Origin of the sequence: Actinophytocola xinjiangensis (genome assembly GCF_001921215.1) — a bacterium.
GTDB classification, from domain to species: Bacteria; Actinomycetota; Actinomycetes; order Mycobacteriales; family Pseudonocardiaceae; genus Actinophytocola; species Actinophytocola xinjiangensis.
The window spans coordinates 216,075-242,174 of the sequence record NZ_MSIF01000011.1 but is presented as its reverse complement, the minus strand read 5'-3'; the positions used below and the strand labels follow the sequence as shown (position 1 = coordinate 242,174).

General features: G+C 69.3%; 26 protein-coding genes and 2 tRNA genes. 22 read left to right on the top strand and 6 right to left on the bottom strand.

The window, feature by feature from the left end:
• Window positions 1–126: 126 nt before the first annotated feature.
• From BLA60_RS22870 to BLA60_RS22860, 3 genes are all read left to right on the top strand, one after another.
• Window positions 127–756: a mycothiol-dependent nitroreductase Rv2466c family protein gene (locus BLA60_RS22870; RefSeq protein ID WP_075135040.1), complete on the top strand. Its 630-nt coding sequence runs from the start codon at window positions 127–129 to the stop codon at window positions 754–756.
• Window positions 757–876: 120 nt separating this feature from the next.
• The gene (locus BLA60_RS22865) at window positions 877–2,316 is read left to right on the top strand and encodes an aldehyde dehydrogenase family protein (RefSeq protein ID WP_075134997.1); all 1,440 of its coding nucleotides are present in this window, start codon (window positions 877–879) and stop codon (window positions 2,314–2,316) included.
• 54 nt (window positions 2,317–2,370) lie between these two features.
• Entirely contained in the window at window positions 2,371–3,591 is a 1,221-nt protein-coding gene (locus BLA60_RS22860) for a WD40 repeat domain-containing protein (RefSeq protein WP_211288816.1), read from the top strand.
• A 40-nt stretch (window positions 3,592–3,631) separates the two neighbouring features.
• Here the strand turns inward: BLA60_RS22860 and BLA60_RS22855 are convergent, their stop codons facing one another.
• Together BLA60_RS22855 and BLA60_RS22850 are read right to left on the bottom strand one after the other, a co-directional pair.
• Entirely contained in the window at window positions 3,632–4,438 is an 807-nt protein-coding gene (locus BLA60_RS22855; protein ID WP_075134996.1) for an Fpg/Nei family DNA glycosylase, read from the bottom strand.
• Between the two features lies 1 nt (window position 4,439).
• Window positions 4,440–4,910, bottom strand: coding sequence for a ribose-5-phosphate isomerase (locus BLA60_RS22850; protein ID WP_075134995.1), 471 nt, complete (start codon window positions 4,908–4,910; stop codon window positions 4,440–4,442).
• A 37-nt stretch (window positions 4,911–4,947) separates the two neighbouring features.
• Here BLA60_RS22850 and BLA60_RS22845 point away from each other — a divergent pair, with 37 nt between their 5' ends.
• Both BLA60_RS22845 and BLA60_RS22840 read left to right on the top strand, forming a co-directional pair.
• Window positions 4,948–5,730, top strand: coding sequence for a 2-phosphosulfolactate phosphatase (locus BLA60_RS22845; RefSeq protein ID WP_075134994.1), 783 nt, complete (start codon window positions 4,948–4,950; stop codon window positions 5,728–5,730).
• Between the two features lie 14 nt (window positions 5,731–5,744).
• Window positions 5,745–6,491 (top strand): MBL fold metallo-hydrolase, encoded by a 747-nt coding sequence (locus tag BLA60_RS22840; protein WP_075134993.1) that lies wholly within the window; start codon window positions 5,745–5,747, stop codon window positions 6,489–6,491.
• Here the strand turns inward: BLA60_RS22840 and BLA60_RS22835 are convergent.
• The gene (locus tag BLA60_RS22835) at window positions 6,428–7,243 is read right to left on the bottom strand and encodes a hypothetical protein (RefSeq protein WP_075134992.1); all 816 of its coding nucleotides are present in this window, start codon (window positions 7,241–7,243) and stop codon (window positions 6,428–6,430) included. The two genes, BLA60_RS22840 and BLA60_RS22835, sit on opposite strands and share 64 nt — an antisense overlap.
• A gap of 144 nt (window positions 7,244–7,387) precedes the next feature.
• On the opposite strand from BLA60_RS22835, the gene BLA60_RS22830 reads away from it, so the two are divergent.
• Window positions 7,388–7,912: a GNAT family N-acetyltransferase gene (locus tag BLA60_RS22830; protein ID WP_075134991.1), complete on the top strand. Its 525-nt coding sequence runs from the start codon at window positions 7,388–7,390 to the stop codon at window positions 7,910–7,912.
• On the opposite strand, the gene BLA60_RS22825 is transcribed toward BLA60_RS22830, so the two are convergent.
• Window positions 7,909–8,274: an acyl-CoA thioesterase gene (locus BLA60_RS22825; RefSeq protein ID WP_245812096.1), complete on the bottom strand. Its 366-nt coding sequence runs from the start codon at window positions 8,272–8,274 to the stop codon at window positions 7,909–7,911. The genes BLA60_RS22830 and BLA60_RS22825 overlap by 4 nt on opposite strands.
• A 219-nt stretch (window positions 8,275–8,493) precedes the next feature.
• On the opposite strand from BLA60_RS22825, the gene BLA60_RS22820 reads away from it, so the two are divergent.
• From BLA60_RS22820 to BLA60_RS22785, 8 genes are all read left to right on the top strand, one after another.
• Complete coding sequence (locus tag BLA60_RS22820) at window positions 8,494–8,718, top strand: tautomerase family protein (RefSeq protein WP_075134989.1); 225 nt, start codon at window positions 8,494–8,496, stop codon at window positions 8,716–8,718.
• Between the two features lie 70 nt (window positions 8,719–8,788).
• Window positions 8,789–9,541: an alpha/beta fold hydrolase gene (locus BLA60_RS22815; RefSeq protein ID WP_162292998.1), complete on the top strand. Its 753-nt coding sequence runs from the start codon at window positions 8,789–8,791 to the stop codon at window positions 9,539–9,541.
• A gap of 69 nt (window positions 9,542–9,610) precedes the next feature.
• Window positions 9,611–10,297: a type 1 glutamine amidotransferase domain-containing protein gene (locus BLA60_RS22810; RefSeq protein ID WP_211288815.1), complete on the top strand. Its 687-nt coding sequence runs from the start codon at window positions 9,611–9,613 to the stop codon at window positions 10,295–10,297.
• A gap of 52 nt (window positions 10,298–10,349) precedes the next feature.
• The gene (locus BLA60_RS22805; RefSeq protein ID WP_075134987.1) at window positions 10,350–11,039 is read left to right on the top strand and encodes a phosphoribosylanthranilate isomerase; all 690 of its coding nucleotides are present in this window, start codon (window positions 10,350–10,352) and stop codon (window positions 11,037–11,039) included.
• A 5-nt stretch (window positions 11,040–11,044) separates the two neighbouring features.
• Window positions 11,045–11,716 carry a uracil phosphoribosyltransferase gene (upp, locus tag BLA60_RS22800; protein WP_211288814.1) on the top strand — a complete coding sequence of 224 codons (672 nt, stop codon included), beginning with the start codon at window positions 11,045–11,047 and terminating at the stop codon, window positions 11,714–11,716.
• Between the two features lie 30 nt (window positions 11,717–11,746).
• Window positions 11,747–12,418 (top strand): NAD(P)H-dependent oxidoreductase, encoded by a 672-nt coding sequence (locus tag BLA60_RS22795; protein WP_075134986.1) that lies wholly within the window; start codon window positions 11,747–11,749, stop codon window positions 12,416–12,418.
• Complete coding sequence (locus BLA60_RS22790) at window positions 12,415–13,347, top strand: pseudouridine-5'-phosphate glycosidase (protein WP_075134985.1); 933 nt, start codon at window positions 12,415–12,417, stop codon at window positions 13,345–13,347. The genes BLA60_RS22795 and BLA60_RS22790 overlap by 4 nt, the downstream gene beginning before the upstream one ends.
• Window positions 13,348–13,514: 167 nt before the next feature.
• Complete coding sequence (locus tag BLA60_RS22785) at window positions 13,515–14,717, top strand: MFS transporter (RefSeq protein ID WP_075134984.1); 1,203 nt, start codon at window positions 13,515–13,517, stop codon at window positions 14,715–14,717.
• Between the two features lie 60 nt (window positions 14,718–14,777).
• Here BLA60_RS22785 and BLA60_RS22780 read toward each other — a convergent pair whose 3' ends face one another.
• The gene (locus BLA60_RS22780; RefSeq protein ID WP_075134983.1) at window positions 14,778–18,635 is read right to left on the bottom strand and encodes an amino acid adenylation domain-containing protein; all 3,858 of its coding nucleotides are present in this window, start codon (window positions 18,633–18,635) and stop codon (window positions 14,778–14,780) included.
• A 657-nt stretch (window positions 18,636–19,292) separates the two neighbouring features.
• On the opposite strand from BLA60_RS22780, the gene BLA60_RS22775 reads away from it, so the two are divergent.
• From BLA60_RS22775 to BLA60_RS22765, 3 genes are all read left to right on the top strand, one after another.
• A complete protein-coding gene (locus BLA60_RS22775) occupies window positions 19,293–19,598 on the top strand; it encodes a hypothetical protein (protein ID WP_075134982.1) in 306 nt (101 codons plus the stop codon).
• A 260-nt stretch (window positions 19,599–19,858) separates the two neighbouring features.
• Window positions 19,859–20,221, top strand: a complete 363-nt coding sequence (locus BLA60_RS22770) for a YciI family protein (RefSeq protein WP_075134981.1) — start codon at window positions 19,859–19,861, stop codon at window positions 20,219–20,221.
• Between the two features lie 673 nt (window positions 20,222–20,894).
• Window positions 20,895–21,317 (top strand): type II toxin-antitoxin system VapC family toxin, encoded by a 423-nt coding sequence (locus BLA60_RS22765; protein WP_075134980.1) that lies wholly within the window; start codon window positions 20,895–20,897, stop codon window positions 21,315–21,317.
• 98 nt (window positions 21,318–21,415) lie between these two features.
• Here the strand turns inward: BLA60_RS22765 and BLA60_RS22760 are convergent.
• Window positions 21,416–21,489: transfer RNA gene (locus BLA60_RS22760), tRNA-Gly, on the bottom strand.
• Window positions 21,490–21,573: 84 nt separating this feature from the next.
• Between BLA60_RS22760 and BLA60_RS22755 the strand changes: the two genes are divergently transcribed.
• The 5 genes from BLA60_RS22755 (at window position 21,574) to clpX (ending at window position 26,085) form a co-directional block, all read left to right on the top strand.
• Window positions 21,574–21,650 (top strand) — tRNA-Pro (locus BLA60_RS22755).
• A 118-nt stretch (window positions 21,651–21,768) separates the two neighbouring features.
• Window positions 21,769–23,133: a trigger factor gene (tig, locus tag BLA60_RS22750; RefSeq protein WP_162292997.1), complete on the top strand. Its 1,365-nt coding sequence runs from the start codon at window positions 21,769–21,771 to the stop codon at window positions 23,131–23,133.
• A gap of 154 nt (window positions 23,134–23,287) precedes the next feature.
• A complete protein-coding gene (locus tag BLA60_RS22745) occupies window positions 23,288–23,878 on the top strand; it encodes an ATP-dependent Clp protease proteolytic subunit (protein ID WP_075134978.1) in 591 nt (196 codons plus the stop codon).
• A 23-nt stretch (window positions 23,879–23,901) separates the two neighbouring features.
• A complete protein-coding gene (locus BLA60_RS22740; RefSeq protein WP_075134977.1) occupies window positions 23,902–24,534 on the top strand; it encodes an ATP-dependent Clp protease proteolytic subunit in 633 nt (210 codons plus the stop codon).
• Window positions 24,535–24,783: 249 nt separating this feature from the next.
• The gene (clpX, locus tag BLA60_RS22735; RefSeq protein WP_075134976.1) at window positions 24,784–26,085 is read left to right on the top strand and encodes an ATP-dependent Clp protease ATP-binding subunit ClpX; all 1,302 of its coding nucleotides are present in this window, start codon (window positions 24,784–24,786) and stop codon (window positions 26,083–26,085) included.
• Window positions 26,086–26,100: the final 15 nt, after the last annotated feature.

Below are 26,100 nucleotides of genomic sequence, written 5' to 3'. Positions count from 1 at the left end.
CAACTGGTAATGCCGTTGGTACTGACAATCGCGTTCGTTCGCATCCAAGCACTTCAGCCAGGCGTGTCGCCCGCCAGACGGGTGAGAACGGGAAGAAAGTTCACCGCCGGCGTGGTTGGCATGGACATGACTTCTCCGGACAAGAGTTCCTCGACCGCGACGAGAGTCGACTTCTACTTCGACCCGATGTGCCCGTTCGCGTGGATCACCTCGCGCTGGATCCTGGAGGTGGAACAGCACCGGGACCTCGACCTGCGTTTCCGCGTGATGAGTCTCTCAGTGCTCAACGAGGGCCGGGACCTGCCCGACGACTACCGGCGGATGATGGACGACGGCTGGGGCCTGGTGCGGGTCGCCACCGCGGCCGCCCAGTTACACGGTGAGGACGTCCTGCGTGACCTGTACACGGCGATGGGCACGCGCATCCACAACCGGGACAACAAGGACTTCGGCGTCGTGATCAAGGAGTCGCTCGCGGCCGTCGGCCTGCCCGCTGACCTGGCCGAAGCCGCCACCACGACCCGCTGGGACGAGGCGCTGCGCGCGAGCCACCACGAGGGCATGGACCCGGTCGGCATGGACGTCGGGACGCCCACGATCCACGTCGACGGCGTCGCGTTCTTCGGCCCGGTGCTGAACTCGATCCCCCGGGGCCAGGACGCGGTGAAGGTTTTCGACGGCACCGTCGCGCTGGCCAGCTTCCCGAATTTCTTCGAGCTCAAGCGCACCCGGACCGGGGATCTCTCCTTCGACTGACGCCCGGTGTTGTGACAGGCTGGGGGCCAGCGGAAGGCCCCGCGTCACAGCCGTGTCACAGCCGCGTCCCGTCGCGTGTCGTCGCGTGTCGGGTCGCACGTCAGAGTCGATGGAGGATCCATGGCCGCGCCCACCCAGGTCCGCACCGCGCACTACATCGGCGGGACGTTCACTGAGCCGGACGCCGCCTCCGGGTCCGCCGAACGCCTCGACGTGGTCAACCCGGCGACCGAGCAGGTCATCGCGTCCGTCCCGGTCGGGACCGACGCCGACGCGGACGCCGCGGTGCGTGCCGCGGCGGCCGCGTTCCCGGCCTGGGCGGCGACGCCGCTGGCCGAGCGGGTCGCCGCCGTCGGCCGGATCAACGACGGCCTGCGCGCCCGCGCCGAGGAACTGGCCGCGACGATCACCGCCGAGGTCGGCACCCCGATCAGCTTCGCCAAGGCCGTCCAGGTGACCAACCCGGTCGGCATCACCGCCGGCGTGCTCGACGAGATCGCCCACGGCGCGCTGGATCCGGTCGAGGTCGGCAACTCGACGATCGTGCGCGAACCGATCGGGGTGGTCGCGGCGATCACGCCGTGGAACTTCCCGCTCCAGCAGATGGTCGCCAAGGTGACCCCCGCGCTGGCCGCCGGGTGCACCGTGGTGCTCAAGCCCAGCGAGGTCGCGCCGCTGACCGCCGGCCTGCTCGCCGCGATCATCGACGAGGCCGGGCTTCCCGCCGGGGTGTTCAACCTCGTGCACGGCACCGGCCCGGTCGTCGGCGAGGCGCTGGCCGCGCACCCGCTGGTGGACATGGTGTCGTTCACCGGGTCGACGCGCGCTGGCCGCCGGGTCGCGGCCGTCGGCGCGGAGACGGTGAAGCGGGTGTCGCTGGAACTCGGCGGCAAGTCCGCGTCGGTCGTTCTCGACGACGCCGACCTGGTGCGCGCCGTGAAGATCACCGTCGCGAACTGCTTCATGAACAACGGCCAGGCGTGCAGCGCCCTGACCCGCCTGCTGGTCCCCGCCGACCGGCACGACGAGGCCGTCGCGGCCGCCGTCGCGGCCGCGGCGAAGTACCAGCCAGGGGACCCGACCCAGGACACCACCCGGATCGGCCCGTCCGTGACCGCCGCCCAACGCGACCGGGTGATCGACTACATCCGCAAGGGTGTCGACGAAGGCGCGACCCTCGCCCACGGTGGCCCCGATCCCGTTGAGGGCACGGGTTTCTACGTGCGCCCCACGGTGTTCGGCGGCGTGCGCGAGGACATGACGATCGCGCAGGAAGAGATCTTCGGCCCGGTCCTGGCCGTCCTCCCGTACACCGACGAGGCCGACGCCATCCGCATCGCCAACGGAACCCAGTACGGCCTGGCCGCCGGAGTCTTCGGCGGCGACGCGGAGCGGGCGTACGCGGTGGCCGGCAAACTGCGGGCCGGCCAGGTGGACGTGAACGGCGCCCGGTTCAACACGAAGGCGCCGTTCGGCGGGTTCAAGCAGTCCGGCAACGGGCGGGAGTTCGGGCGCTACGGGCTGGAGGAGTTCACCGAGGTGAAGTCCATCCAGCGCTGAGGCCCTCGAGTCACACCCCCGAGACGATGACCTGGAAAGAAGTAGCCTGTCCGGGTGACGGTGGTCAGGGTTGTGGCGCGGGTGCGGGTCGGCGGCGGAGCCCCGGTCGAGCGGTTGGTGTGTCATCCGAGGCTCCCGCTGGTCGCCGGCGTGAACTCGGCGGATCCGGTGGTGCGGGTCTGGGACAGCGACGCCGGGGGACTGCGCGTGCTCGAGACCATCGGTGCCGATTCGCCCCCCTACGACGATGTCCACGTGGGTAGGCGGACACCGGCCGTGGCCTGGCATCCGGACCGGGCACTGCTCCTGGTGGCCGACGAACGCGCCGTGGTGATGTGGACCCCGGACGGGGTCGACGAGCTGGACGACCTTCCTGCCACCGCCGCCTACCGCTGGCTGGGGTTCAGCCCGGACGGTGAGGGGTTGTGGGCGGCGCCGTCCTCAGGCGACGAGCACAAGCCGTGGGAGCTGTCCTCCGATGTGCTCGACCCGTACTCGGGGACCGTGCATCCCGGTCCGGGCTGGCACACCGGCATCGCGGCACACCCGTCGGGCGAGGTGGTGGCCACGCTGCACGGCGACGACATCGACGGGACGTCGGTGGTGTTCGCGCGGGTCGACGACGGGACAGCGCCCACCACGATGCGCCTCCTCGAGCGAACGCTGGACCTGGAGGTCGACAACTACGAGACGCCGATCTTCAGTGCGGACGGACGCCACCTGGCGATCCGGGGTCACAACGACAACTCACTGGACGTGGTCGGTTTCCCCTCGCTCCAGCACGTGCTGAGGACGATCCTCGACCAGCGCGGCAACCCTCTCCCCACGCACCCCGGGCCGCGTCACGACATCGCGTTCGGAACCCGGCCCGGTGTGCTCTGGCTCGGCACGACGGCGGGGATCCTCGTGGAGATCGACCTCGATGAGCAGCGCACGACGGGGCACGACGTGCTGGACGGTCATCCGGTGACCGCGCTCGCCGCGACCCCGGCGGGCGAGCTCGTCGTCGCCACCGCCCACGGCGATCTGGTGCTCCTGTCGGTGCGGACCGACCCCGACCGGGACCGCGCCCCGGACGACGACGCGGTGCGGGCCACGGCCACCAGCTTCCTGGACACGACCTCCGAGGTCCCCGACGACGGCGGACCGGAGGCACCGTGGGTCGTGCGTGACGACGCCCCGAACTGGGTGTCGGACGGCCTGGCGACCGCGACGGAGCCGGCCTGGCTGCGACTCCAGGCGGCCATCGACAACCCACGCGGCCAGGGCGGGTGAGCGACCGGACCGGTCCCTCCGTCGCCGGGCCTGAGCCCGGTCAGGCCTGGCAGACGGGGCACCAGTAGAGGTTGCGGCCGGCGAGGTCCCGCGTCGCCACCGGGGTGCCGCACACCAGGCAGGGCTGGTCGGTTCGGCGGTAGACGTAGACCTCGCCGCCGTGGCGGTCGGCCCGGGCGGGGCGGCCCATGGCGCGCGGCATGTGTTCCGGGCGGACCGTGTCGATGCGACCGGAGCGCACACCCTTGCGCATCAGGGTCACCAGGTCCGCCCAGATGGCCGACCACACGGCGTGGTCGAGCGACCGGCCGGGGGTCAGCGGGTTGATCTCGTGGCGGAACAGGACCTCGGCCCGGTAGACGTTGCCGACGCCGGCGAGGACGCGTTGGTCCAGGAGCAGTTGCGCCACCGGCTGGCGTGAGCGGGACAGACGTGCCCACGCCCGTTCGGGATCTGCGTTGCGGCGCAACGGGTCCGGGCCCAGCGGCGCCACCAGCGCGGTCATCTCCGGCTTGGTGATGACCTGGCAGACGATCGGGCCGGACAGGTCGGTCAGGTACTCCTCGCCGACCATGCGCATGCGGATCGCGCCTCGTGGCGGCTGTTCGGGCAGCGGGTGTTCGGCGAACATGCCGATCAGGCCGAGGTGGACGTGCACGATCGCGTCGCGGTCGTAGACGTGGAACAGGTGTTTGCCGTACGCCTCCGCGCGGCGCAGGACTCGTCCGTCCACAAAGGACGCTCCGGCGGTGAACCGGCCCTGTGGGCTGGACACCCGCACCGGCCGGCCGGCGAACAGTTTCTGGTGCCGCCGCGCCAGGCGGTGCAGCGTGTGACCCTCCGGCACGTCAGCTCGGCAGCGCGGGCGGCTCGCCGGTCCGCTCGTAGTCCGCCACCAGCCCGATCCGCCGCTGGTGCCTCGGCTCGCCGGAGAACGCCGTGCCGACGAACGTGTCGACGATCTCGGCGGCCTCCTGCGGGGTGTGCATGCGCGCGCCCAACGCCACGACCTGCGCGTCGTTGTGCTCACGCGCGAGCGACGCGGTCCGCGTGTCGTAGGCCAGCGCGGCGCGGCACCCGGCGACCTTGTTCGCCGCGATCTGTTCGCCGTTGCCGGAGCCGCCGATCACCACACCGAGACTGCCCCGGTCGGCGACGACGCGCCGGGCGGCCTCGATGCAGAACGGCGGGTAGTCGTCCTCGGCGTCGTAGACGGCGGGGCCGACGTCGACCACGTCGTGGCCGGCGGTCGACAGGTGTTCGGCCAGCTGGGCCTTCAGCTCGAAGCCCGCGTGGTCTGATCCCAGGTAAACACGCACGGCCTCGCATTCTGCCAGTACTGGAAGGATCGGCAGGATGACGGTCTACACGCAACACGGTCACGATCTTCGGCTCGACTGGGGCGGTGACGGCGTCCGCGCGCTCGGCGAGGACTGCGCGGTGCTGGTCATCATCGACGTGCTGGTGTTCACCACCTCGGTGGACATCGTGCTCGGGCGTGGCGGTCGGGTGCTGCCGCTGCCGTGGCGCGACGAGCGCGGCCAACGGCTGGCCAGGGAGGCCGGCGCCACGCTGGTTCCGTCCGGTCTCACCGGGTTGGACGGCGCCCGGCTGTCCGCCGACCGCTCGGCCGGCTGGTCGCTGCGGCCGTCGTCGCTGGTCACCGTCCCGGAGGGCACGTTCCTGGGGATCGCCTCCCCGAACGGCGCGACGCTGTGCGCGGCGGCGGCCAGCACCGGCGCCACGGTCCTGGCCGGCTGCCTGCGCAACGCGACAGCGGTCGGCGCGGCCGCTCACACGCTCGCCGCCGGCCGGCCCGTCGGTGTCGTCGCCGCCGGGGAACGCTGGCGCGACACCGAGCCCCCACGGTTACGCCCCTCCCTGGAGGACTGGCTCGGGGCGGCGGCGGTCGCGGCCGCGATCCCGGCGCGGACCCCGTCGCCGGAGGCCGAGCTGGCGGCGCTGTCGTACCGGTCGGCCGGTGACCGGGTGGCGGAGCTGGTGACCGGCTCGGTGTCGGGGCGCGAGCTGGCCGAGGCCGGCCTGCCCGGCGACGTGTCCCTCGCCGCCGCCGTCGACTCCAGCGACGTGGTCCCGCTGCTCAACGGCGAGGGGATACTGGAGCGCTGGCCGGGCTGAGAAGGGAGAGTCGGGTGGCTGAGGGCGGGCGGTGGATCGAGGTCGCCGGCGGGGTGTTCGCGCGGCGGTACCGGGAGTTGGACCAGACGTTGGGGTTGGTCGTCGGGCGAACCGGGTGTGTGGTGGTGGACACCGGCACCGACGAGACCCACGGGGCCGAGTTCGCGGCGGCGATCCGGGAGGTGACGGAGCTGCCGTGGACGGTGGTGATCACCCACGCGCACTTCGACCACTTCTTCGGGACCGCCGCCTTCTCCCCGTGCGCCGTGTGGGCGCACGAGCGGTGCGCGGTCGCGCTGGCCGACTCCGACGGGGACCGGCGGACGTGGATGCGGCGCTACCGCGAGCAGGGACGGCCGGAGCTGGCCGACCGTCTGGGTGACGCCCGGCTGGTGATGCCGACCGATCTGTTCACCGACCGGGTGCGCCTGGACCTCGGGGGCCGGGTCGTCGACCTGATCCACCCCGGGCCGGCGCACACCGACCACGACGTCATGGTGCACGTGCCGGACGCCGCGGTCGTGTTCGCGGGGGACCTGGTCGAACAGGGGGCGGCGCCGTCGGTGGGGTCGGACGCGCACGTGGACCGGTGGCCGGCCGCGTTGGACCTGCTGCTCGCGTTGCGGCCGGAGACGGTCGTGCCGGGGCACGGGGAGCCGGTGGGCCCGGGGTTCGTGCTGGCGCAGCGGGACGAGCTTCAGAAACCGAAGTCGCCGAAGCCGCCCATGTCGCCACCACCGAAGTCGCCGCCGCCGCCGTAGTCGCCGCCGTAGTCGCCGCCCATGTCGCCGCCGTAGTCCCCGCCGCCGTCACCCATGTCGCCGCCGCCGTCACCGCCGTCGCCGGATTCCATGGCGTCCTGCTGGCCGGCGTCGTAGCCCTGCTCCCAGGCCGCCGCGTCGGGGATGCCGTACATGCCGGAGAACATGGCGCTGAACAGCATCATCGAACCCAGGCCCCACGCGCCGGCGACCAGCGCGGGCTTCCACCACGGCTCGCTGTACCAGCCCTGCGGCACCGGCCGGCCGGCCACGCGGCCACCGGGGTAGTAGTGCGGGGTGTTGCGGCCCGGCTCGGGCGAGGCCTCGTAGTCGTGGCCCTCGACGGAGACCCGGCGGTCCTCGGTGACCTTGCCGGCGCGCTCCTGCTCGGGGTCGCGGGGCAGTTCGGGGCCGGGGTCCAGGCCCATGGCGGTGCGCGCGGCCCGCACGTAGTACAGGCCCTCCATCGCGGTCTTGGTGACCAGCCGGCACTGCTCGATCGTGGCCGCCTGCTCCATCTGCGAGCCGGCGGCGGTGTAGCGCTCGGCGGCGTCGGCCATGGCCTGGCTGGAGGCCTCGTCGGTGCCGGTCAGGTTCATCACCTGGCCGCCGAGGCGTTCGACCCAGCGGCGGGCGTCGGCCTTCGCGTCCTCCAGCTGGGCCTCGCGGGCGTTGGCCTGGTTCCTGGCGAACGACGTGCCCACGGCGACCACGACCAGGAGCAACGCGATGACCACGATGAGCGTGACCATGAGGTCCCCTCCCGTTTCGAACCGGTATGTGTGGTCAACGGGTACGTGGCGCCGTGAGTTCCGCCCTCAACAGGTCAAACTCAGTCGCGGTATAGACCCGAACGGGTGGTAACTCACCTACATTCGGTCGTAGGGTTGTCGACCATGAGGGTCGGATCCCCGCTGTTGGTGCGTGCGGGCACCCTGGCGGACGCCGAGGCCATCGGCGAGGTCCACGCCCAGGCGTGGCGGGCGGGACACCGGGACGTGTTCGAGAGCGGTTGGCTGGACCGGCTCGCGCGGCGCCGGCTCACGCTGTGGGCCGAGGTGCTCGCCGATCCGCGCCGGCGCGCCAACACGATGCTGGTGGCGCAGCGCGGCGACCGGATCGCCGGGTTCGTCTACGCCGGCCCGCACACCGACGGCTCGTCGGACGCGGAGATCCTCGACTGCTACGCCCACCCGTCGGTCTGGGGCCAGGGCGTCGCGGCGACGCTGATGGACAGCGCGACCGAACTGCTCGTCGAGGGCCGGCACCGACGGGTGCGGCTGTGGACGATGGCCGGCGCCAACCGCGCCCGCCACTTCTACACCGCCTACGGCTTCGCCGAGACCGGCCGGCGCCGCGAACACGACTTCGGCGACGGCCGGCCCGTGCTGGAGATCGAGTACGCCCGCCGGATCCGCTAGCCCAACGCCGCCCGGACACGGTCGGGCATCGGTGTCTTACGCAGCGTCGCCGGATCGACGAACACGTGGCGCACCTCACCGTCGGCGATCAGCCGCTCGCCGACCCGGAACTCCGGGCGGATGATCATGCTCGTGGTGCCGAGGTGCTCGACCGGCAGCGCGATGTCGAGCTCCTCGTCGAACCGCGCGCCCTCGACGAACCGGATCCGCGCCTCGGCCACCACCAGGTCGTGCCCGCCGTCGACCATCTCCTGATAGGGCCCGACGCGCTCGCGGAACAACTCGGTGATGGCGACGTCGTAGAAGAACAAATACTGCCCGTTGAACACCACACCCTGCTGGTCGCACTCGCTGTAACGCACCCGCAAACGGTGCGTGAACGGCTGACCCACAAACGCCTCCTCACAGCGTCGGAAAATCATCGGTCACCGGTTACTCGGGCTGTCGAAGTGTCCTCGCCGGACGGTGGAGCGGGCCTGGAATCGCGGCCGGGAGCGAAGCACGAGCGGAGAAGACAGCGCCCCGGCGCCGGGTGGACCCTGACTGGGACATGGTGACCGACGTCTGCCTGGAAGGCGATCATGCCGCACGTCAACATCAAGCACTTCCCGGCCCCGCTGACCGACGAGCAGCGGGCCACCCTGGTGGTCGCCGTGACCGAGGCCGTGCGCGAGGCGTTCGGCTGCGACGAGGGAGTCATCTCCATCGCGCTGGAGCCGGTCGAGTCGGAGGTCTGGCACGAGCAGGTCTACGTGCCGGAGATCGTCAACCGCGCGGACCTTTTGCAGAAGTCGCCCAACTACTGACCGGGTCACTTCTTCCATTTCCGAGAAGGGATTGTCCGTGGTGAATACGGTTTCTGTGGGGAATGCCCGCGTGAAGTACACGGTCACCGGTTCGGGGCCGGTGCTGGTGCTGGCGCACGGTGTCGGCAAGGGCGGGCAGAGCACGTTCGGCCACATCGTCGAGGACTTCGCGAAGCGCAACACGGTCGTGGTGTGCGACCTGTCCGGCAGTGAGGCCGCCGAGGACGACGGCGAGGCCCTCACGATCGAGGGGCAGGCCGCCGAGGTGTCCGCGATCATCGCCGACTTAGGGGTGTCCGAGCCGGTCGACCTGGTCGGGTTCTCCCTCGGTGGCGCGGTGGTCGCGGCGACCGCCGCCCTGCACCCCGAGCAGATCCGCCGGCTGGTCCCGATCGGCGGGCTGGTCACGGCCGACGCGTACATGAAGAACCTGATCGGCCTGACGCTGAGCCAGTCGCACGACCCGGTGGCGTTCGGCCGGGTGCTGACCACGACCGCGTTCAGCCCCCGCTACATCAACAGCCTCCCCAGCCTGGACGAGGTCGACAAGATGGGCGCCGAGCTGAGCCCGTCGAAGGGCCGGATCCGGCAGCTGGAACTGCTGATCCAGGTCGACATCCGCGACATCGTCGGCAACGTGCGCGCCCAGACCATGGTCGTTGGCTGCAACCCCGACGCCGCGGTGCCCACCCACCACTCGGTGGACCTGCACAACTCCATCGCCTCCTCCACCTATGTCGAGATGGACAGCGGCCACATGGTCCTGTTCGAGAAGCCGGCCGAGATGGTCGAGCTGATCAACAGCTTCATCCACAAGCCCTGACCCCGGCACCGGCGCGGCACGGCACCCGTGCCGCGCCTTCCCCACGTCAGCCACATGCCAGGAGGAACAATGGGCAGGATCCTGCTCGCGGTCAGCAGCCACGACGTGCTCGGGGACACCGGCCAACCGACCGGGTACAGCGTGTCGGAGGCGGCCCACCCGTACCGGGTGTTCGTCGACGCCGGGTACGAGGTGGATTTCGTGTCGGTGCGCGGCGGGCTGCCGCCGGCCGTGGTGTTCGACGGTGAGGAGAACGACCCGGAGGTCCAGGCCTACCTGGCCGACGAGACCATCCAGGCCGCGCTCGCGGCGACCCCGCCGGCCTCCGAGGTGAGCGCCGAGGGCTACGACGCGATCTTCTACGCCGGCGGCCACGGCGCCATGTGGGACTTCCCCGACTCGCCCGACCTCGCCCGCCTCGCGATGGACATCTACGCGGCCGGCGGCATCGTCTCGGCGGTGTGCCACGGGCCGGCGGCGCTGGTCAACCTGCGGCTGCCCGACGGGCGGTACCTGGTCGAGGGCAAGCGGGTCTCCTCGTTCACCAACGAGGAGGAGGACTCCCTCGGGCTGGTGCACGTGATGCCGTTCCTGTTGGAGGACCGGCTCAAGGAGCGCGGCGGCCTGCACGGCAAGTCGGGCAACTTCGTCGCCCACACCTCCACCGACGACCGGGTGATCACCGGGCAGAACCCGCCGTCGGCCGCGATCGTCGCGGAGCTCGTCGTGCGCGAGCTGAAGAACACCGCGAGCTGAACGAACAGCCAGCACCGGCTCCACCGACCAACAGCAGAACGGGACATCAACCATGCAGGGTTTGATCCAGGTCGCGGGCATCATCGACCAGGCCGAGGCCGACATGATCATCGAGGAGGGCGCGGACTGGCTGGGCTTCGCGCTGCGGCTGCCGGCCAAGAACGAGGACCTGTCCGAGGCCGACGCCGCGGCCATCGTCCGCGCGATCCAGCCGGCCAACCGGGGCGTCATCATCACCTACCTGACCGACGCCGAGGAGATCAAGCAGTTCTGTGCCGACATCGGGGTCACCGCCATCCAGCTGCACGGCGACGTGACCCCCGACGAGCTGCACAAGCTGCGGGCCATCGCGCCGGAGCTGTACACGCTCAAGAGCCTGGTGGTGAAGTCGGACAACAGCGACGAGCTGGCCGAGATCGTCGAGGGCGCCGCGCCGCACGTCGACATGTTCATCACCGACACGTTCAACCCGGCCACCGGCGCCAAGGGCGCGACCGGCCTGACCCACGACTGGGACGTCAGCGCCGAGCTGGTGCGGATCTCGCCGCTGCCGTTGATGCTGGCCGGCGGGCTCAACCCGGACAACGTCGCCGAGGCCATCGAGAAGGTCCGGCCGGCCGCGGTCGACGCGCACACCGGCCTGGAGGGCGCCGACCGCCGCAAGGACCGGGTCAAGGTGCGCACGTTCGTCGAGGAGGCGCGCAAGGCCTTCGCGCGGATCGCGGCCGACGGGCGGGGGTGAGCCCGGTGACCATCGAGATGAGGGCCGTCGAGGCGGCGGTGCACCTGTTGCCGCAGACCAAGTTGCTGCGGTCGATGCACACCGTGATCCGTAACCGGGACGCCGAACGCGGTGAGCTGGTGGTCACCGCCAGCCGGATCATGCGCCAGCTGGTCGAGGCCGCGCTGGAGCTGCTGCCGTTCGAACCGAGGGACGTGACCACGCCGGTCGGGCAGACCTATCACGGTCTGCGCGCCACCGACCGGGTCTGCGGCGTGTCGATCCCCAGGGCCGGCGACAGCATGGAGAACGAGCTGCGCGTGGTCGCGCCGTGGATGCGGATCGGCAAGATCCTCATCCAGCGGGACAAGGTGACCAAGCTGCCGCACCTGTACTACACGGCCCTGCCGGCCGACATCGCGCGGCGGCACGTGCTGCTGCTCGACCCGATGCTGGCCACCGGCGGCACCGCGCTGGCCGCGATCGAGGTGCTGCTGGGCAAGGGCGTGCCCGAGGAACACATCGTGTTCGTCAACCTGCTGTCCTCCCCCGAGGGCATCACCATCGTGCGCGAGCGGTTCCCGAACGTGCGGATGGTGACCTCCTCCATCGAGGAGCGGCTCAACGAGAACGCCTTCATGGAACCGGGAATCGGCGACTTCGGCGACCGGTACTTCGGGACCGACATCGCGGCCTGAACGCCCACCACCACCCTCGGAGGAGCAAGCATGTCCGGCACCGAACCGACCAGGATCGCGATCGTCTACTACTCCGGCACGGGCAACTGCCACAAGCTCGCCACGGCCGCTGCCGAGGCGGCCGAGAAGTTCGGTGCGCTGACGCGCCAGCGACGCGTACCGGAATACGTCAACGAGTCGTTATGGCCGGACTTCGGCGAGTGGACGCAGGCGTGGACGGAGAACGCCGAGGCGGTCCGGGAGACGCCCGTCGCCCAGGTCGAGGACCTGGAGTGGGCCGACGCGATCCTGATGGGCGCCCCGGGCCGTTTCGGCATGATCGCCGCGCCGCTCAAGCACTTCATCGAGCAGGCCTGGCCGCTCAACGCCCGCCGGGGACTGGTCAACAAGGTGGTGTCCTCGTTCACCTCGACCGGCGCCCCGCACGGCGGCCAGGAGGCGACGATCCTGTCGCTGAACACGATCTTCTACCACTGGGGCGGCATCATCGTGCCGCCCGGCACCACCGACGACGTGATGCAGACGCCCAGCAACGGCAACCCCTACGGCGTCAGCTCGGTCTCCGGCCGCCAGGCGATCCCCGGCCGGCTCGCGGAGAACGTGACCGACGACAACCTGGCCGCCATCGCCTACCAGACGACCCGGATGCTGGAGGTCGCCACCGCGCTGCGGCACGGTTTCGCGGCGGGCCCGGCGGCATGAGCGCACCGGAACTCGTCTACAGCGACGAGGTCGCGCAGGCGCTGCACGCCGGTGATCCGGTGGTGGCGTTGGAGTCCAACGTCATCACCCACGGCCTGCCCTACCCGGACAACGCCGCCACCGCCCGCAAGGTCGAGCAGGCCGTGCGTGACGGCGGCGCGGTGCCGGCCACGGTCGCGGTGGAGGGCGGGCGGATCGTCGTCGGGATGACCGACGAGGACATCGAACGGTTCGCCTCGACCCCGGGCATCCCCAAGGTCAGCAGCCGGGACATGCCGGTGGTGCTGGCCCAGGGCGGGATGGGCGCGCTGACGGTCGCCTCGTCGGTGGTGGCCGCCGAACTCGCCGGGATCGCGTTCTTCTCCTCGGCGGGCATCGGCGGGGTGCACCGGGGCGCGGAGCGGACCATGGACGTGTCCTCGGACCTGATCCAGTTCACCCGTTCGAAGGTCGCGGTGGTGTGCGCGGGGGCGAAGAAGATCCTCGACCTGGGGCTGACGCTGGAGTACCTGGAGACCCAGTGCGTGCCGGTGGTGTCCTACCGTTCCGACGACTTCCCGGCGTTCTACTGCGTCTCCAGCGGGTTTCCCAGTCCGCTGCGCCTGGACGACGACGCGGTGATCGCCGCGTCGATCGAGAACCACTGGGCGTTGGGCAACCACAGCTCGTTCCTGATCACCACCCCGGTCCGCCCGGCCGACGCGATCGACGGCGAGGAGGTCGACGCCGCGATCACCGAGGCCATGGCGGCCGCCGACCGCGACGGCATCCGGGGCCAGGCGATCACCAAGTACCTCATGCGTGCGGTCGACGCGGCCACCGACGGCCGTTCGGCGCGGGCGAACATGGCGGTGCTGGCCAGCACGGCCGAGGTCGGCGGGCGTCTGGCCGTGGCCCACGCCGCCCACCGCAGGGAGGTGCGGGGCTGAACGACCACCGATCCATCACGGTGTCACCCCATCTATCGCTTTCCGCGATAGATGGGGTGACAAACATGTATTGGACTCATCTATCGATGGTCAGAAGACTGGGACCGTGACCGCGTCCGGTCACCCCACGACGTTGAACCACCCGACACCCAAGGCAGAGAGAAGAAATGGTCACTCACGATGAGCACACGCACTCGGCCTTGCGGGGTTGGCTGGGTGTCGCCGCGATCACAGCCAGCTTGTTCGTCTTCCTCACCACGGAGCTGATGCCCGTCGGTCTGCTCACCCCGCTGAGCTCCAGCCTGGAGATCTCGGTGGGCGCCGCGGGCCTGATGGTCACCCTCTACGGCCTGTCGGCCGGGCTCGGGGTGCCGTTCATCGTCGCCTGGACCAGGCGGGTCAACCGGCGGCTGCTGCTGTCGATCCTGCTGGTGGTCCTGGCGGTGGGCAACCTGATCACCGCGCTGGCCCCCAGCTACCCGCTGGTTCTCACCACCCGCCTGGTCATGGGCTTCGCCAACGGCGCGTTCTGGGCGATCGGCATCGGCATGGCCATGCGGATCGTCGAGGGCAAGCACGCCAGCCGCGCCGCCGCCGTGGTCATGTCGGGCATCTCGATCGCCACCGTGGTCGGCATCCCGCTGGGCACGATCCTGGAGAACGCCACCGACTGGCAGACCACGTTCTTCATCTGGAGCGGGCTGAGCGTGCTGGTGTTCCTGGCCGTCACGCTGCTGGTGCCCTCGCTGCCCTCGGCGAACGCGGTGTCCATCCGGGAGGTCTTCAGCCTGCCGAGGTCCAACGTGCGACTGCGGCTGGTGCTGGTCACCGTCGTGCTGTTCGTGCTCGGCCACTTCGGGGCGTTCACGTTCGTGCGGCCGTTCCTGGAGAGCGAGTCCTCCGCGTCGTCCACGTTCATCACCGTGTGCCTGATCATCTTCGGTGTCGGTGGGGCGATCGGGAACTTCGTCGCCGGGCGCACCGTCGGCAAGAGCCTGGTCGGCAGCTTCGCCGTCGGCGCGGTGATCATGCTGGCGTCGCTGCTGTTGCTGATGGCCGCCGGTGCCAGCGCCGCCGGCGCGCTGATCGCGCTGATCGCCTGGGGCGTGGCCTACGGCGTCATGCAGCTCAGCCAGCTGACCATGACCCAGGTGTCGGCGCCGGAGACGTTCGAGGCGGCGATGTCGCTGAACACGTTGGCCTACAACACCTCCATCGCGCTGGGCGCGTTCTTCGCCGGACTGTTCGCGGACAACGCCGGCATCTCCAGCGTCGTGTGGTTCGGCATCATCCTGGTGGCCGCGTCGCTGCTGTTCACCGTCGGCACCCACCGCAAGGCCCCGGAGCGTGAGCTGGCCTCGGTCAGCTGACCCCGTTCCACCGCAACGGCCTCCGCGAAGTGATTCGCGGAGGCCGTTGCGGTGTGTGCGTCAGGCAGCCTGGTCGTGCTGGTCGTGCTGGTCGGCGCCGAGGCGGGAGCGGATCAGGCCGACCAGCTCACCGATCCCGGCCTCCTTGAGCAGGCTGTAGTGGTCGGCGGCCAGGTCGACGAACAGCGGCGCGGTCGCCGAGTAGCCGCTGCTGTTCTCCAGGAACGAGTAGTCGTCGCCGCTGGCGCGGAACACCGTGATCGGCGCGTCGATGCGGCGCTGGGCCAGCTCGTGGAAGGAGTAGGTGAACTCGTGGGTCTGGCGCACGATCGCCACGATCCGCGCCACCACGTCCCCGTCCAGCTCGGGGAAACGGCTGGTGACGAACGCGGTGAAGCTCTCGTCGTCGGTCACCGACTCCAGACACCGCGCCAGCACCGGACCCTCGATGGTGCCGGCGAACACCGAGAACAGGATCGTCAGGAACGCCCGGTTGGCGTAGCCGTGGGACCCGTCGCCGCTCTCGCGCAGCTTCGGCGAGCCGGGCGCGATCAGGAACAGGTTGTCCACCCGCTGCCCGGCCCGCTCCAGCTGGTAGGCCGACTCGAACGCCACCCGCGCGCCGAAGGAGTAGCCCCACAGCGTGTACGGGCCATGAGGCTGCCGCTCGCGGATCATCCGGACGTCCTGCGCGGCCATCTCCCGGATCGTCGGGTAGGGCACCTCGCCCGGGTTGATGCCGTGCGCCTGCACCCCGTACACCGGCCGGTCCAGCTCGACCGAGCCGGCGAGCAGCCGCAGGTTCATCGTGTAGCCGCCCAGACCCGGCCAGCAGTACACCGGCCGGTGCTCACCCGGCCCGCCCGAACACAGCGGCACCAGCCGGGAGGCGGCCTCGGCGTCCTCGTCGATCCGCCGCGCCAGTTTCTCGGCCGTGGAGGACTCGAACAGCACCTGCAACGGCAGCGCCCCGCCGAACTCCTTGTTCAGCTCCTTCACCAGCCGCACCGCGACCAGCGAGTTGCCGCCGCAGGAGAAGAAGTCGTCGTTGACCGACACGGTCTCCAGCTTGAGAACCTTCTTCCACAGCGCGCACACCCGGTGCTCGGTGTTGGTCCTCGGCGCGGCGAAGGGCCGGTCCTTGCTGTTCACCTCGGTCCTCGGCGACGCCTCCAGCTCCCGCACGTCGATCTTGCCGTTCGCCGTCAGCGGCAGCCGGTCGAACACCACGACCTTGTTGGGGATCATGTAGTCGGGCAGGAAGTTGACCAGGTCGTCGCGGACCATCTCCGCCGGGCCCTTCATGTGCACGACGTCCTCGCGCATGCCCCGGTCGAAGATCTGCTCGTCGCTGACCCGGCCGCCGACGAAGAAGTAGGACGGCCCGTCGGTGTGCCCCGACTCGGTGAGGATCGCCCGGATCCGTTTGGCGGCGGGCAGGTCGTAGCCGGTCTTGGAGCTGTAGCCACAGGACATGAAACCGAGGTTGAGCTCGTTCATCTGTAATCGTTGCAGGATGCGGCCCAGGTCGATGTAGTTGAGCCAGTCGTGGCCGGTGCGGCTGATGACGGTGACGCCGATGCTGGACCGGTCGTAGACGTGCTGGTTGATGGCGATGACGTGTTTCTTCTGCACCAGCTCGTCGGAGATGCGGGTCAGCTCGCCGCCGTGGAAGTGGTAGTGCCCGGCGGGCAGGTCGGCGACCTTGCCGGGGTGGACCTGGACGTAGAGGTCGAGGTCGTCGTCGGGGCGGTTGCGCTCGTAGGGGGCGAACTCGAACGAGCCGAGGTAGAAGTCGTCCTCGGCGCAGTCCAGGTCGTTCCTGACCGCCGGGGTGAACTCGCGTTCGCGCAACGTGAGGCCGAACAGCGGCAGGTACTCCTCGAACAGCCCCACCATGTGCCCGGTCTCGATCTCCAGGACTTCCTGGATGTTGTTGCTGTACACCGGTTCGATGGCGCCGCGCTTGCCGAGGAAGTGCGCCCGCACGTACGGCTGCCCGGCCGCGGCGGTCGGGGTGATCAGCACCAGCCGGTGGTCGCCGGGGTGGTAGTAGTAGAAGCCGGGGTCGAGGCCGCCGATCCCGTTGACCTCCACGTAGAGCTGGGTGGCGTACAGCGAGCCGGGGGAGGCGTAGGCGTACTTGGGCAGCAGGCGTTCGCCGCTGATGCAGTCGCCGAAGCTGCGCATGATCTCGCCGAAGCCCTCGAAGGTCAGCGACGACACCTCCCGCGACTCCGACCCGGCGGGCCGCCGCCCGAGCAGGCCAACCACGTCGTCGCGGCTGACCGGGCCGCCCTCGAAGAACCGGTAGGTCTTGCGCTGGAACACCCACCGGCGCTGCAACGCCGTCGCGTCCCGCCCCGGCAGCTCGACCGACGGGCGCCCGGCCAGGTCCTCGGCGGTGCGCCGCCCCGGGTTGGACAGCTGGGTGCGTACGGCGAGCTTGTTGTCCTTGGACTGGTGGTGCGCGCCGTGGTTGCCCTGGTCCATCAGGGCGGCTTCCTTGGGGTTGAGCTCGATGCAGGCGATGAGGTTCTGGAATCCGCTGCGCTCGTCCTGGCGGACGATGACCGCCGCGTTGCGCACCCAGTCGTGCTCCTCGATCGCCAGCCGGATCTCGTCCAGCTCGACGCGGAAACCGCGCAGCTTCACCTGGTTGTCGGCGCGGCCGACGAACCCGACGGTGCCGTCGGCGTTCCAGGAGACGAGGTCACCGGAGCGGAACCAGCGGGTGTGCCCGGTGCCCGGCACGGTGATGTCGACGAACCGCTCGGCGGTCAGGTCCGGCCGGTGCAGGTAGCCACGCGCGAGCTGGATCCCGCCGATGTGCAGCTCGCCGACCTCACCGACCGACACCGGCCGCTGCTGCGCGTCCAGCACGGCGTAGGTCGTGCCGGTCACCGGCGCGCCGATCGAGACGGTCAACGGGCCCTGCGCCACGGTGGCGGGGTCGACGACGTGGGCCGAGGAGTTGATGGTGCACTCGGTCGGCCCGTACAGGTTGATCAGGTCACACCAGGGGAGGGCGTCGAGGCACTGGGTGGCCAGGGTGCGGGACAGGGCCTCGCCGCCGCTGAAGATCTGGGTCAGCGAGGTGGCCTCGGTGAACTCCTCGGTGTCCAACAGCGCCTGGAGAAGGGTCGGAACACACTGGATGGCGGTGACCCCGTGCGCGCGGATCGTCTCGATGAGACGCTCCGGGTCGCGGTAGACCCCCGGGGATCCCATCACGACGGTCGCGCCCCGGGCAGGCGCGAGGATCTCCCACTGGGCCGCGTCGAAGCTCATCGGCGTCTTCTGCAGCACGACGGTGCCCGCGCCCAGCCCGTGGGTGTCGGACAGCCAGCGCAGTTGGCTGACCACACTGCGGTGCTCGATCATCACGCCCTTGGGCTTGCCGGTGCTGCCCGAGGTGTAGATGACGTAGGCCAGGTCCCGGTCGCTGACCGTCGGCGGAGCCCCCGGTGGTCCGTCACCCGGCGTGAGTACGGTCGTGCCGGCCGGCGCGAGTTCGGCCACCCGACCGGTGAGCTCCTCCTGGGCGAGGACGATCGTCACCCGGGCGTCCTCGATCATGTAGCGGAGACGCTCCTCCGGGTACTCGGGCGAAAGCGGCAGGTAGGCGCCGCCGGCCAGCAGAATCCCCCAGGCACCGACCATCAGCTCGACCGACGGCTCGACGAACAGCCCGATACGGTCGTCGGCGCGGAGCCCGAGCTCACGCAGCTGAGCCGCGACCCCGGCCGCCCGCTCCCCAAGCTCACGGTAGGTAAGACTCTCCCCATCCCGAACGACGGCGATGCGGTCGGGTTGCCGCCGGACCTCGTCCAGGAAAAGATCGCCAAGAGACTTTCCGGCACGAGGTTCACCAGCGGTTTCGCGGCCGACAGAATCGCTGTGCTCGACAAGTTCCATCGGTACTCCAGTTTAGTGGCGTAAACCAGCGTCTTGTCATTTGCGGTTTTTCCCAGCAAGGCTATCTCGGAGGGGGTTCCGGATCCCTCTCACAGAATGCGCACCCGATTTGTCTGGCTGCGGAAGCGCTCCGCAACCAATGTTGTACTTACAGTGATCCGTTGCGACGAATTGCCTATCGGAATTCAGCCGTCGGCGCATAATTACACGGTGTTGTTTCTGGTGTGCTGCTTACCGGTGAACACCCGGACTCCTCAACTCTCAGCGGGCCGTGCTGGCGCCGATCCGGGGCGGTGGTGGGATGTCCGTCCCTCCTGTCCGGTCTCTGGCCTCCGCTGTCCCTGCTCCGAAATTCTGGTAATGCGCCATCCGTTTTGCCATATCGATTCCCGGTACTGCCGGTCGGTGAGCGTCGACCGCGAAGTGGCGCTGAATATGCGTAAAGTGTCCCGTCGTGCCCATGTTCGACCGTGCCGCCGCAGGGTGAGGCGGGATTCCGCCGGTCAATCCCCGCGTGCCGGCGCGGCCGTACCGTGAGACGCTGCATAATCTCCCGTGTAACGAGTCCCGACCCGGAAGAGCCCAATGTCCCCCAATGACCCCCAGGCCGTGACCGAGGGTGTACACCTCCCTCCAGGGTCATGGTGGGACTGGGAAGTGATCACCTGCGACCCGGCCCGTCTGGTCCTGGGCGCCGGCCACGACCTGACCTACCACCACGACCTGGAACTGGTCTTCCAGGACCCGACGTTCATCGCCTGCCCCACGTCCTTCCAGGACCCGGTCTTCCGCCCCCCGACCCCCGAGGAGTCGGCGACCGTGACCGCCAACCTCGGCGACCCCCCACCCGTCCTGGTCGCCTTCGAGGCCGACGCCGGCGGCCCAACACCCACGACCTGCCTGATCGCCGCCGAGACCGTCCACGTGGTCACCGGACCGGTTCCCAGGCGCCCGGCCCTCTAGCCTCCGGGTGGCGCCGCTGTGCTGGCGAACTCGTCCAGCACCAACGCACATCCGCGTGCGCGGAGGAGTTACGTCGGCCAGCGAGACGGGAAGTCCCACCAGGTCGGTCCGTGCGGCAACACCGACGCTTCGGGTTGACTGTTCGTGTTCGTACGAGTGCGCAAAGTTCTTCCCGGTGAGGTGTCGATCTGCCGGCATCGTCGTTCGACGCAGAGGTGTTCGGACAGCAGAACCACCCCGAAGATGAACAGGATCCAGTGATGACCGAGTACTTCCTGACCGTTCCGCACGACACCGCCACCGAGCCGACCATGGAATCGATGGCCGAGATGGACCCGGTCGAGATGGAGGCCCTGATCGCCCGCGTCGACGGGTTCAACACGGCGTTGAAGGACGCCGGCGCGTTCCGTTACGCGGGTGGCCTGCACCCGCCGTCGACGGCCAAGACTGTTGAGGTGACCTCCGGTGAGACCGTCGTACGTGACGAGCCGTTCGTTCAGGCCAAGGAATATGTGGGCGGTTTCTGGGTGATCGACGTCGCCGACCTCGACGCCGCGCTGACGTGGGCGGGGCAGGCCTCCGAGGTGTTGGGCATCCGCATCGAGGTGCGGGAGATGCAGTAGACCGCGCAAGACGTACTTCGGGTTCCCGCGTCGGCGATCCGGGCGGAATCGCAGCGTCTGTGTCGAGGCCTCCTTGCCTGGCGCCATTACGGTTCCCGCGTTCGGGTAGGCGAAGGTGATCACCCCAGGTCGACGACCCGTGGGCGATCGCCTTCGTCCCCGTGCGGAGCCAAGCCGAGACCAGGCGAGGCGGATTTGTGATACGCCCGATGGTGAGACGGAGGCGCTCCGACGACGTCTTGGGACGACCTGGTCGAGGATCTGAAGGTTTCGTACCTACATCACCGAGAGTCTTCGGGTGGAGACCACCGACCGCCTGGTCGACGACCTGGATGACGCGCGGGCGGCGCTGGGGTGTCGAAAGCTGAACCGGCGGTGATTCGTAGGCGTCTGTCGCCCCGGCCCATCGCAACCCGATGATCGGCACGATCGCGGAGGTAGCAGCGGCACACCGGGTGTGTGAGCGCCGAGCGTGACGAGCTACTGCGCCTGGTCCAGGAATTGCCCCGAGGACCAGGTTCCTCAAGCATTGGCCGACGTCCGTCGGCACCTCCACTTGGTCAAGGACCGCCCGTGGCCCTGGCTTCTTCACCAGCACTCCCGGCGACGGCACGCGAATCGCCGACCGTGCGGATGACCTGCTCCGTGAGGGGTTCGGTCGCTGACGTGCCCTGTGATCGTTTGCGACACGGCTCCTCTGGTAGCCGCGGCTCTCTTCCGCGATCCTGACCATCGCCGCTGCGTGGACCTGTTCACGAGCCTACGGCTCGCCAACCGGGAGATGCTGCTCCCGGCCCCGATCATCGCCGAGGTCGGCTACCTTTTGGCGCGAGAAGCCGGTGCTCACGTCGAAGCGAGGTTCCTCCAGTCGGTGGCCGCCGGCGACTTCACCCCCGTGGAACTGCTCGCCGATGACTACGAGCGCATGGCAGCCCTGGTGAACCAGTACGCCGATCTCCCGTTGGGCACGTCAGACGCGTCAGTGGTCGCGCTCGCGGAACGTCTGAACATCACCGAGGTAGCGACACTCGACAGGCGCCACTTCACGGTTGTCCGCCCCCGCCACGTGCACTCACTGACGTTGCTGCCGGAGTGACAGGTGCCTGGGTTCGGTGAACCTGAGGAAGCGGATTGGCGGTCGGAGATGACATCTCAGGGAGACGGTCTGCCCGTCTCTGACCTGCGAGAGAACTGTGGAGCGGGTGACGGGAATCGAACCCGCATGACCAGCTTGGAAGGCTGGGGCTCTGCCATTGAGCTACACCCGCGTGGACGCTGGGGGCGTCCTGGCGAAACAGCCTAGCGTGCCGCGATACGCTGTGGGCGCGTCCCCTTCGGGAGGGCGTGGTCGGCGGGCTGTGGCGCAGCTTGGTAGCGCATCCGCTTTGGGAGCGGAGGGTCGCAGGTTCAAATCCTGTCAGCCCGACCAGGTCGGCTCGTCAACCCCGGCGAGTCCATTACCGCACGAGTTCCATAGACTCGGGCCGGCCCCGGGGCTCAGGTCGCCCCCGGGTGTGTTCAGGACAGCCCAGCCCGAGGAGATCACGTTGAAGAGCACCGTCGAGCACCTGAGCCCGACACGGGTCCGGATCAACGTCGAGGTGCCGTTCGACGAGCTCAAGCCCAACTTCGACCGCGCCTACCGCAAGATCGCCAACCAGGTCCGTATCCCCGGGTTCCGGCCCGGTAAGGCGCCGGCCCGGGTCATCGAGCAGCGGATCGGGCGCGCACCGATTCTGGACGAGGTCGTCAACGAGGCGATCCCGGCCAAGTACATGGAGGTCCTCAACTCCGAGGAGGTCCGTGCGCTCGGTCGCCCCGAGTTCGAGGTCACCAAGATCGAGGACGGCGACCACCTCGCCTTCACGGCCGAGGTCGACGTCCGGCCGGAGATCACCGTGCCGGCGTTCGGGGAGCTCTCGGTCACCGTGGACGACCTTGAGCTGGCCGACGCCGAGGTCGACGAGCAGCTCGACGAGCTGCGGGCGCGGTTCGGGACGCTGACCGGGGTCGAGCGGGCCGCCGAGAACGGCGACTTCGTGTCCATCGACCTGTCCGCCACCGTCGACGGTGAGGAGGTCGAGGAGGCCAAGACCTCCGGGCTGTCCTACGAGGTCGGCTCCGGCGAGATGATCGAGGGCATCGACGAGGCCATCATCGGCACCTCCGCCGGCGAGTCCAAGGTCTTCACGACCAAGCTGGTCGCCGGCGAGCACGCCGGGCGCGACGCCGAGGTCACGGTCACCGTCAACACCGTCAAGGTCCGCGAGCTGCCCGAGCCCGACGACGACTTCGCCCAGCTCGCCTCCGAGTTCGACACCATCGACGAGCTGCGCGCCGACCTGCGGGAACGGCTCACCCGCGTCAAGCGCATGCAGCAGGGCGTCCAGGCCCGCGACAAGGTCCTCGAGGCCCTGCTGGAGGTCACCGACGTCCCGCTGCCCGAGGGCGTGGTCACCTCCGAGGTCGAGGTCCGCCAGCACGACGCCGTGCACACCTTCGATCACGACGACGACCGGTTCAACGAGTTCCTCACCGAGCAGGGCAAGACCCGCGAGGAGTTCGACACCGACGTGCGCACCGAGGCCGAGAAGGCCGTCAAGACCCAGCTGGTCCTCGACCAGATCGCCGACGCCGAGAACCTCACCGTCGACGACAACGAGCTCACCGAGCGCATCATCTACCAGGCCCAGCGCTTCGGCGTCAGCCCGGACGAGTACGTCCAGCGCGCTCAGCAGTCCAACCAGCTCGGCGCGATCTTCGCCGACGTCCGCCGGGGCAAGGCGCTGGCCTCGGTGGTCCGCCTGGCGACGGTCACCGACGCCTCCGGCAACACCGTCGACCTCGAAGAACTGTTCGGGCCCCGCGAGCAGCCGGCCGCCGCCGACGAGCCCGCCGCCGCGGACCAGTGAAGCTCTGAGCGAACTTGAGCATTCCTGGGCATGCCGCGCCGCCCAGCTTCGTTAGTGTCGAACACGAGACAGATCATCGTCCTAACCAGCGCCCCGGCGCTGGCGTGAGCGGAGAAAGCAGGCAGACGTGACGCAACCACTGCGGACGCCCGACATGCGGTCGACGACCGCAGGACTCACCCTCAACGACTCGGTCTACGAGCGGCTGCTCCGGGAGCGCATCGTCTTCCTCGGGTCCGAGGTCGACGACGAGATCGCCAACCGGATCACCGCGCAGCTGCTGCTGCTGGCCGCGGAGGACCCGGAGAAGGACATCACCTTCTACATCAACTCCCCGGGTGGCTCGGTCACCGCCGGCATGGCGATCTACGACACCATGCAGCTCATCGAGCCCGACGTGGCCACCTGGGCGATGGGCCTGGCCGCCTCGATGGGGCAGTTCCTGCTCTCCTCCGGCACCCCGGGCAAGCGCTACGCCCTCCCGCACGCGCGCATCATGATGCACCAGCCCTCCGCCGGCGTCGGGGGCACCGCGTCCGACATCGCGATCCGCGCCGAGGTCTACGCCAAGTGGAAGCTGGAGATGGCCCGGATCACCGCCGAGCAGTCCGGCCAGACCGTGGAGAAGATCACCGAGGATGCCGACCGCGACCGCTGGTTCACCGCGGCCGAGGCCCGCGACTACGGCTTCGTCGACCACGTGGTCACCCGCGCCAGCCAGACCCCCAACGGCAGCGGCAGCTGACCAGACCTGAGGAGACCTGAAAAGTGAGCGACCTTCACCTCCCACAGTCCCGGTACGTGCTGCCCTCCTTCGTGGAGCGGACCAGCTACGGGGTCAAGGAGTCCAACCCGTACAACAAGCTGTTCGAAGAGCGCATCATCTTCGTGGGTGTGCAGATCGACGACGCCTCGGCCAACGACGTGATGGCGCAGCTGCTGTACCTGGAGTCCGTGGACCCCGACCGCGACATCATCATGTACATCAACTCGCCGGGTGGCTCCTTCACCTCCCTGATGGCGATCTACGACACCATGCAGTTCGCCCGCCCCGACGTGCAGACCTACTGCCTCGGCCAGGCCGCCTCGGCCGCCGCGGTGCTGCTCGCCGCCGGCACCCCGGGCAAGCGCTTCGCCCTGCCCAACGCCCGCGTGCTGATCCACCAGCCCGCGATGGAGGGCGTCTACGGGCAGGTCTCCGACCTGGAGATCCAGGCCAACGAGATCCAGCGCGTCCGGCGGCTCATGGAGTCGACCCTCGCCCGCCACACCAACCGCTCGGCCGAGCAGATCCGCAAGGACATCGAGCGGGACAAGATCCTCACGGCGGATGACGCCAAGGACTACGGCATCGTCGACGAGGTGTTGCCCTACCGGAAGCTGTCCGCGACCAAGCCGTGAGGCAGCGTGTCAACCCCCTGTGTCGAGCGGTCACAGCACCCGTGGACCCGGGCCACCTGATCGGCCGAATCCGACAACTCGACGAGTAGGTTCTCCCATTCGGTGGGGGTTGGCAGGTACCGTCAAAGACAACAGGCACTCGACCGGGCCTGGAGCGCGGTGCGTAACACTGGCACTCGAGGCCCGGTCCAGAAGCCAAACATCCAGGCGTGCTCACGGGTACGTCGGAGGGGACAGAGGTCAGCGGTCATGGCGCGTATCGGTGACGGCGGAGACCTGCTGAAGTGCTCTTTCTGCGGGAAGAGCCAGAAGCAGGTGAAGAAACTGATCGCCGGTCCTGGCGTATACATCTGCGACGAATGCATCGACCTCTGCAACGAGATCATCGAGGAAGAGCTGGCCGAGGCCGGCGACGTCAAGCTCGACGAGTTGCCCAAGCCGGCCGAGATCGACGAATTCCTTGACCAGTACGTGATCGGCCAGGACGAGGCCAAGCGCACGCTCGCGGTCGCGGTGTACAACCACTACAAGCGCATCCAGGCCGGTGACCGTGCCCGCCCGGAGACCCGGGAGGGGCGCGAGGGCCGCGAGGAGTCCGTCGAGCTGGCCAAGTCCAACATCCTGCTGCTCGGCCCGACCGGCTGCGGCAAGACCTATCTCGCGCAGACGCTGGCCAAGCTGCTCAACGTCCCGTTCGCCATCGCCGACGCCACGGCGCTGACCGAGGCCGGCTACGTCGGCGAGGACGTCGAGAACATCCTGCTCAAGCTGATCCAGGCCGCCGACTACGACGTCAAGCGCGCCGAGACGGGCATCATCTACATCGACGAGGTCGACAAGATCGCCCGCAAGTCGGAGAACCCCTCGATCACCCGTGACGTGTCCGGCGAGGGCGTGCAGCAGGCGCTGCTGAAGATCCTTGAGGGCACCACGGCCTCGGTCCCGCCGCAGGGCGGCCGCAAGCACCCCCACCAGGAGTTCATCCAGATCGACACGACGAACGTGCTGTTCATCGTGGCCGGCGCGTTCGCCGGGCTGGAGAAGATCATCCAGGACCGGGTCGGCAAGCGTGGCCTGGGCTTCGGCGCCGAGATCCGCTCGAAGGCCGACATCGACGAGGCCGACTTCTTCGCCGACACCATGCCCGAGGACCTGATCAAGTTCGGGTTGATCCCGGAGTTCATCGGTCGTCTGCCGGTCGTGGCGAGCGTGACGAACCTGGACAAGCCCTCGCTGGTGCAGATCCTGACCGCGCCGCGCAACGCCCTGGTCAAGCAGTACCAGAAGCTGTTCGAGATGGACGGCGTGGAGCTGGAGTTCACCGAGACCGCCCTGGAGGCCGTCGCCGACCAGGCGATCCTGCGTGGCACCGGTGCCCGTGGCCTGCGCGCGATCATGGAGGAGGTGCTGCAGCCGGTGATGTACGACATCCCGAGCCGCAGCGACGTCGCCAAGGTCGTCATCACCGAGCAGACCGTCCGGGAGAACGTGAACCCGACGATCGTGGCCCGGCAGCCCTCCCGCCGGGAGCGCCGCGAGAAGTCCGCCTGAGACTGGGTCCACGGG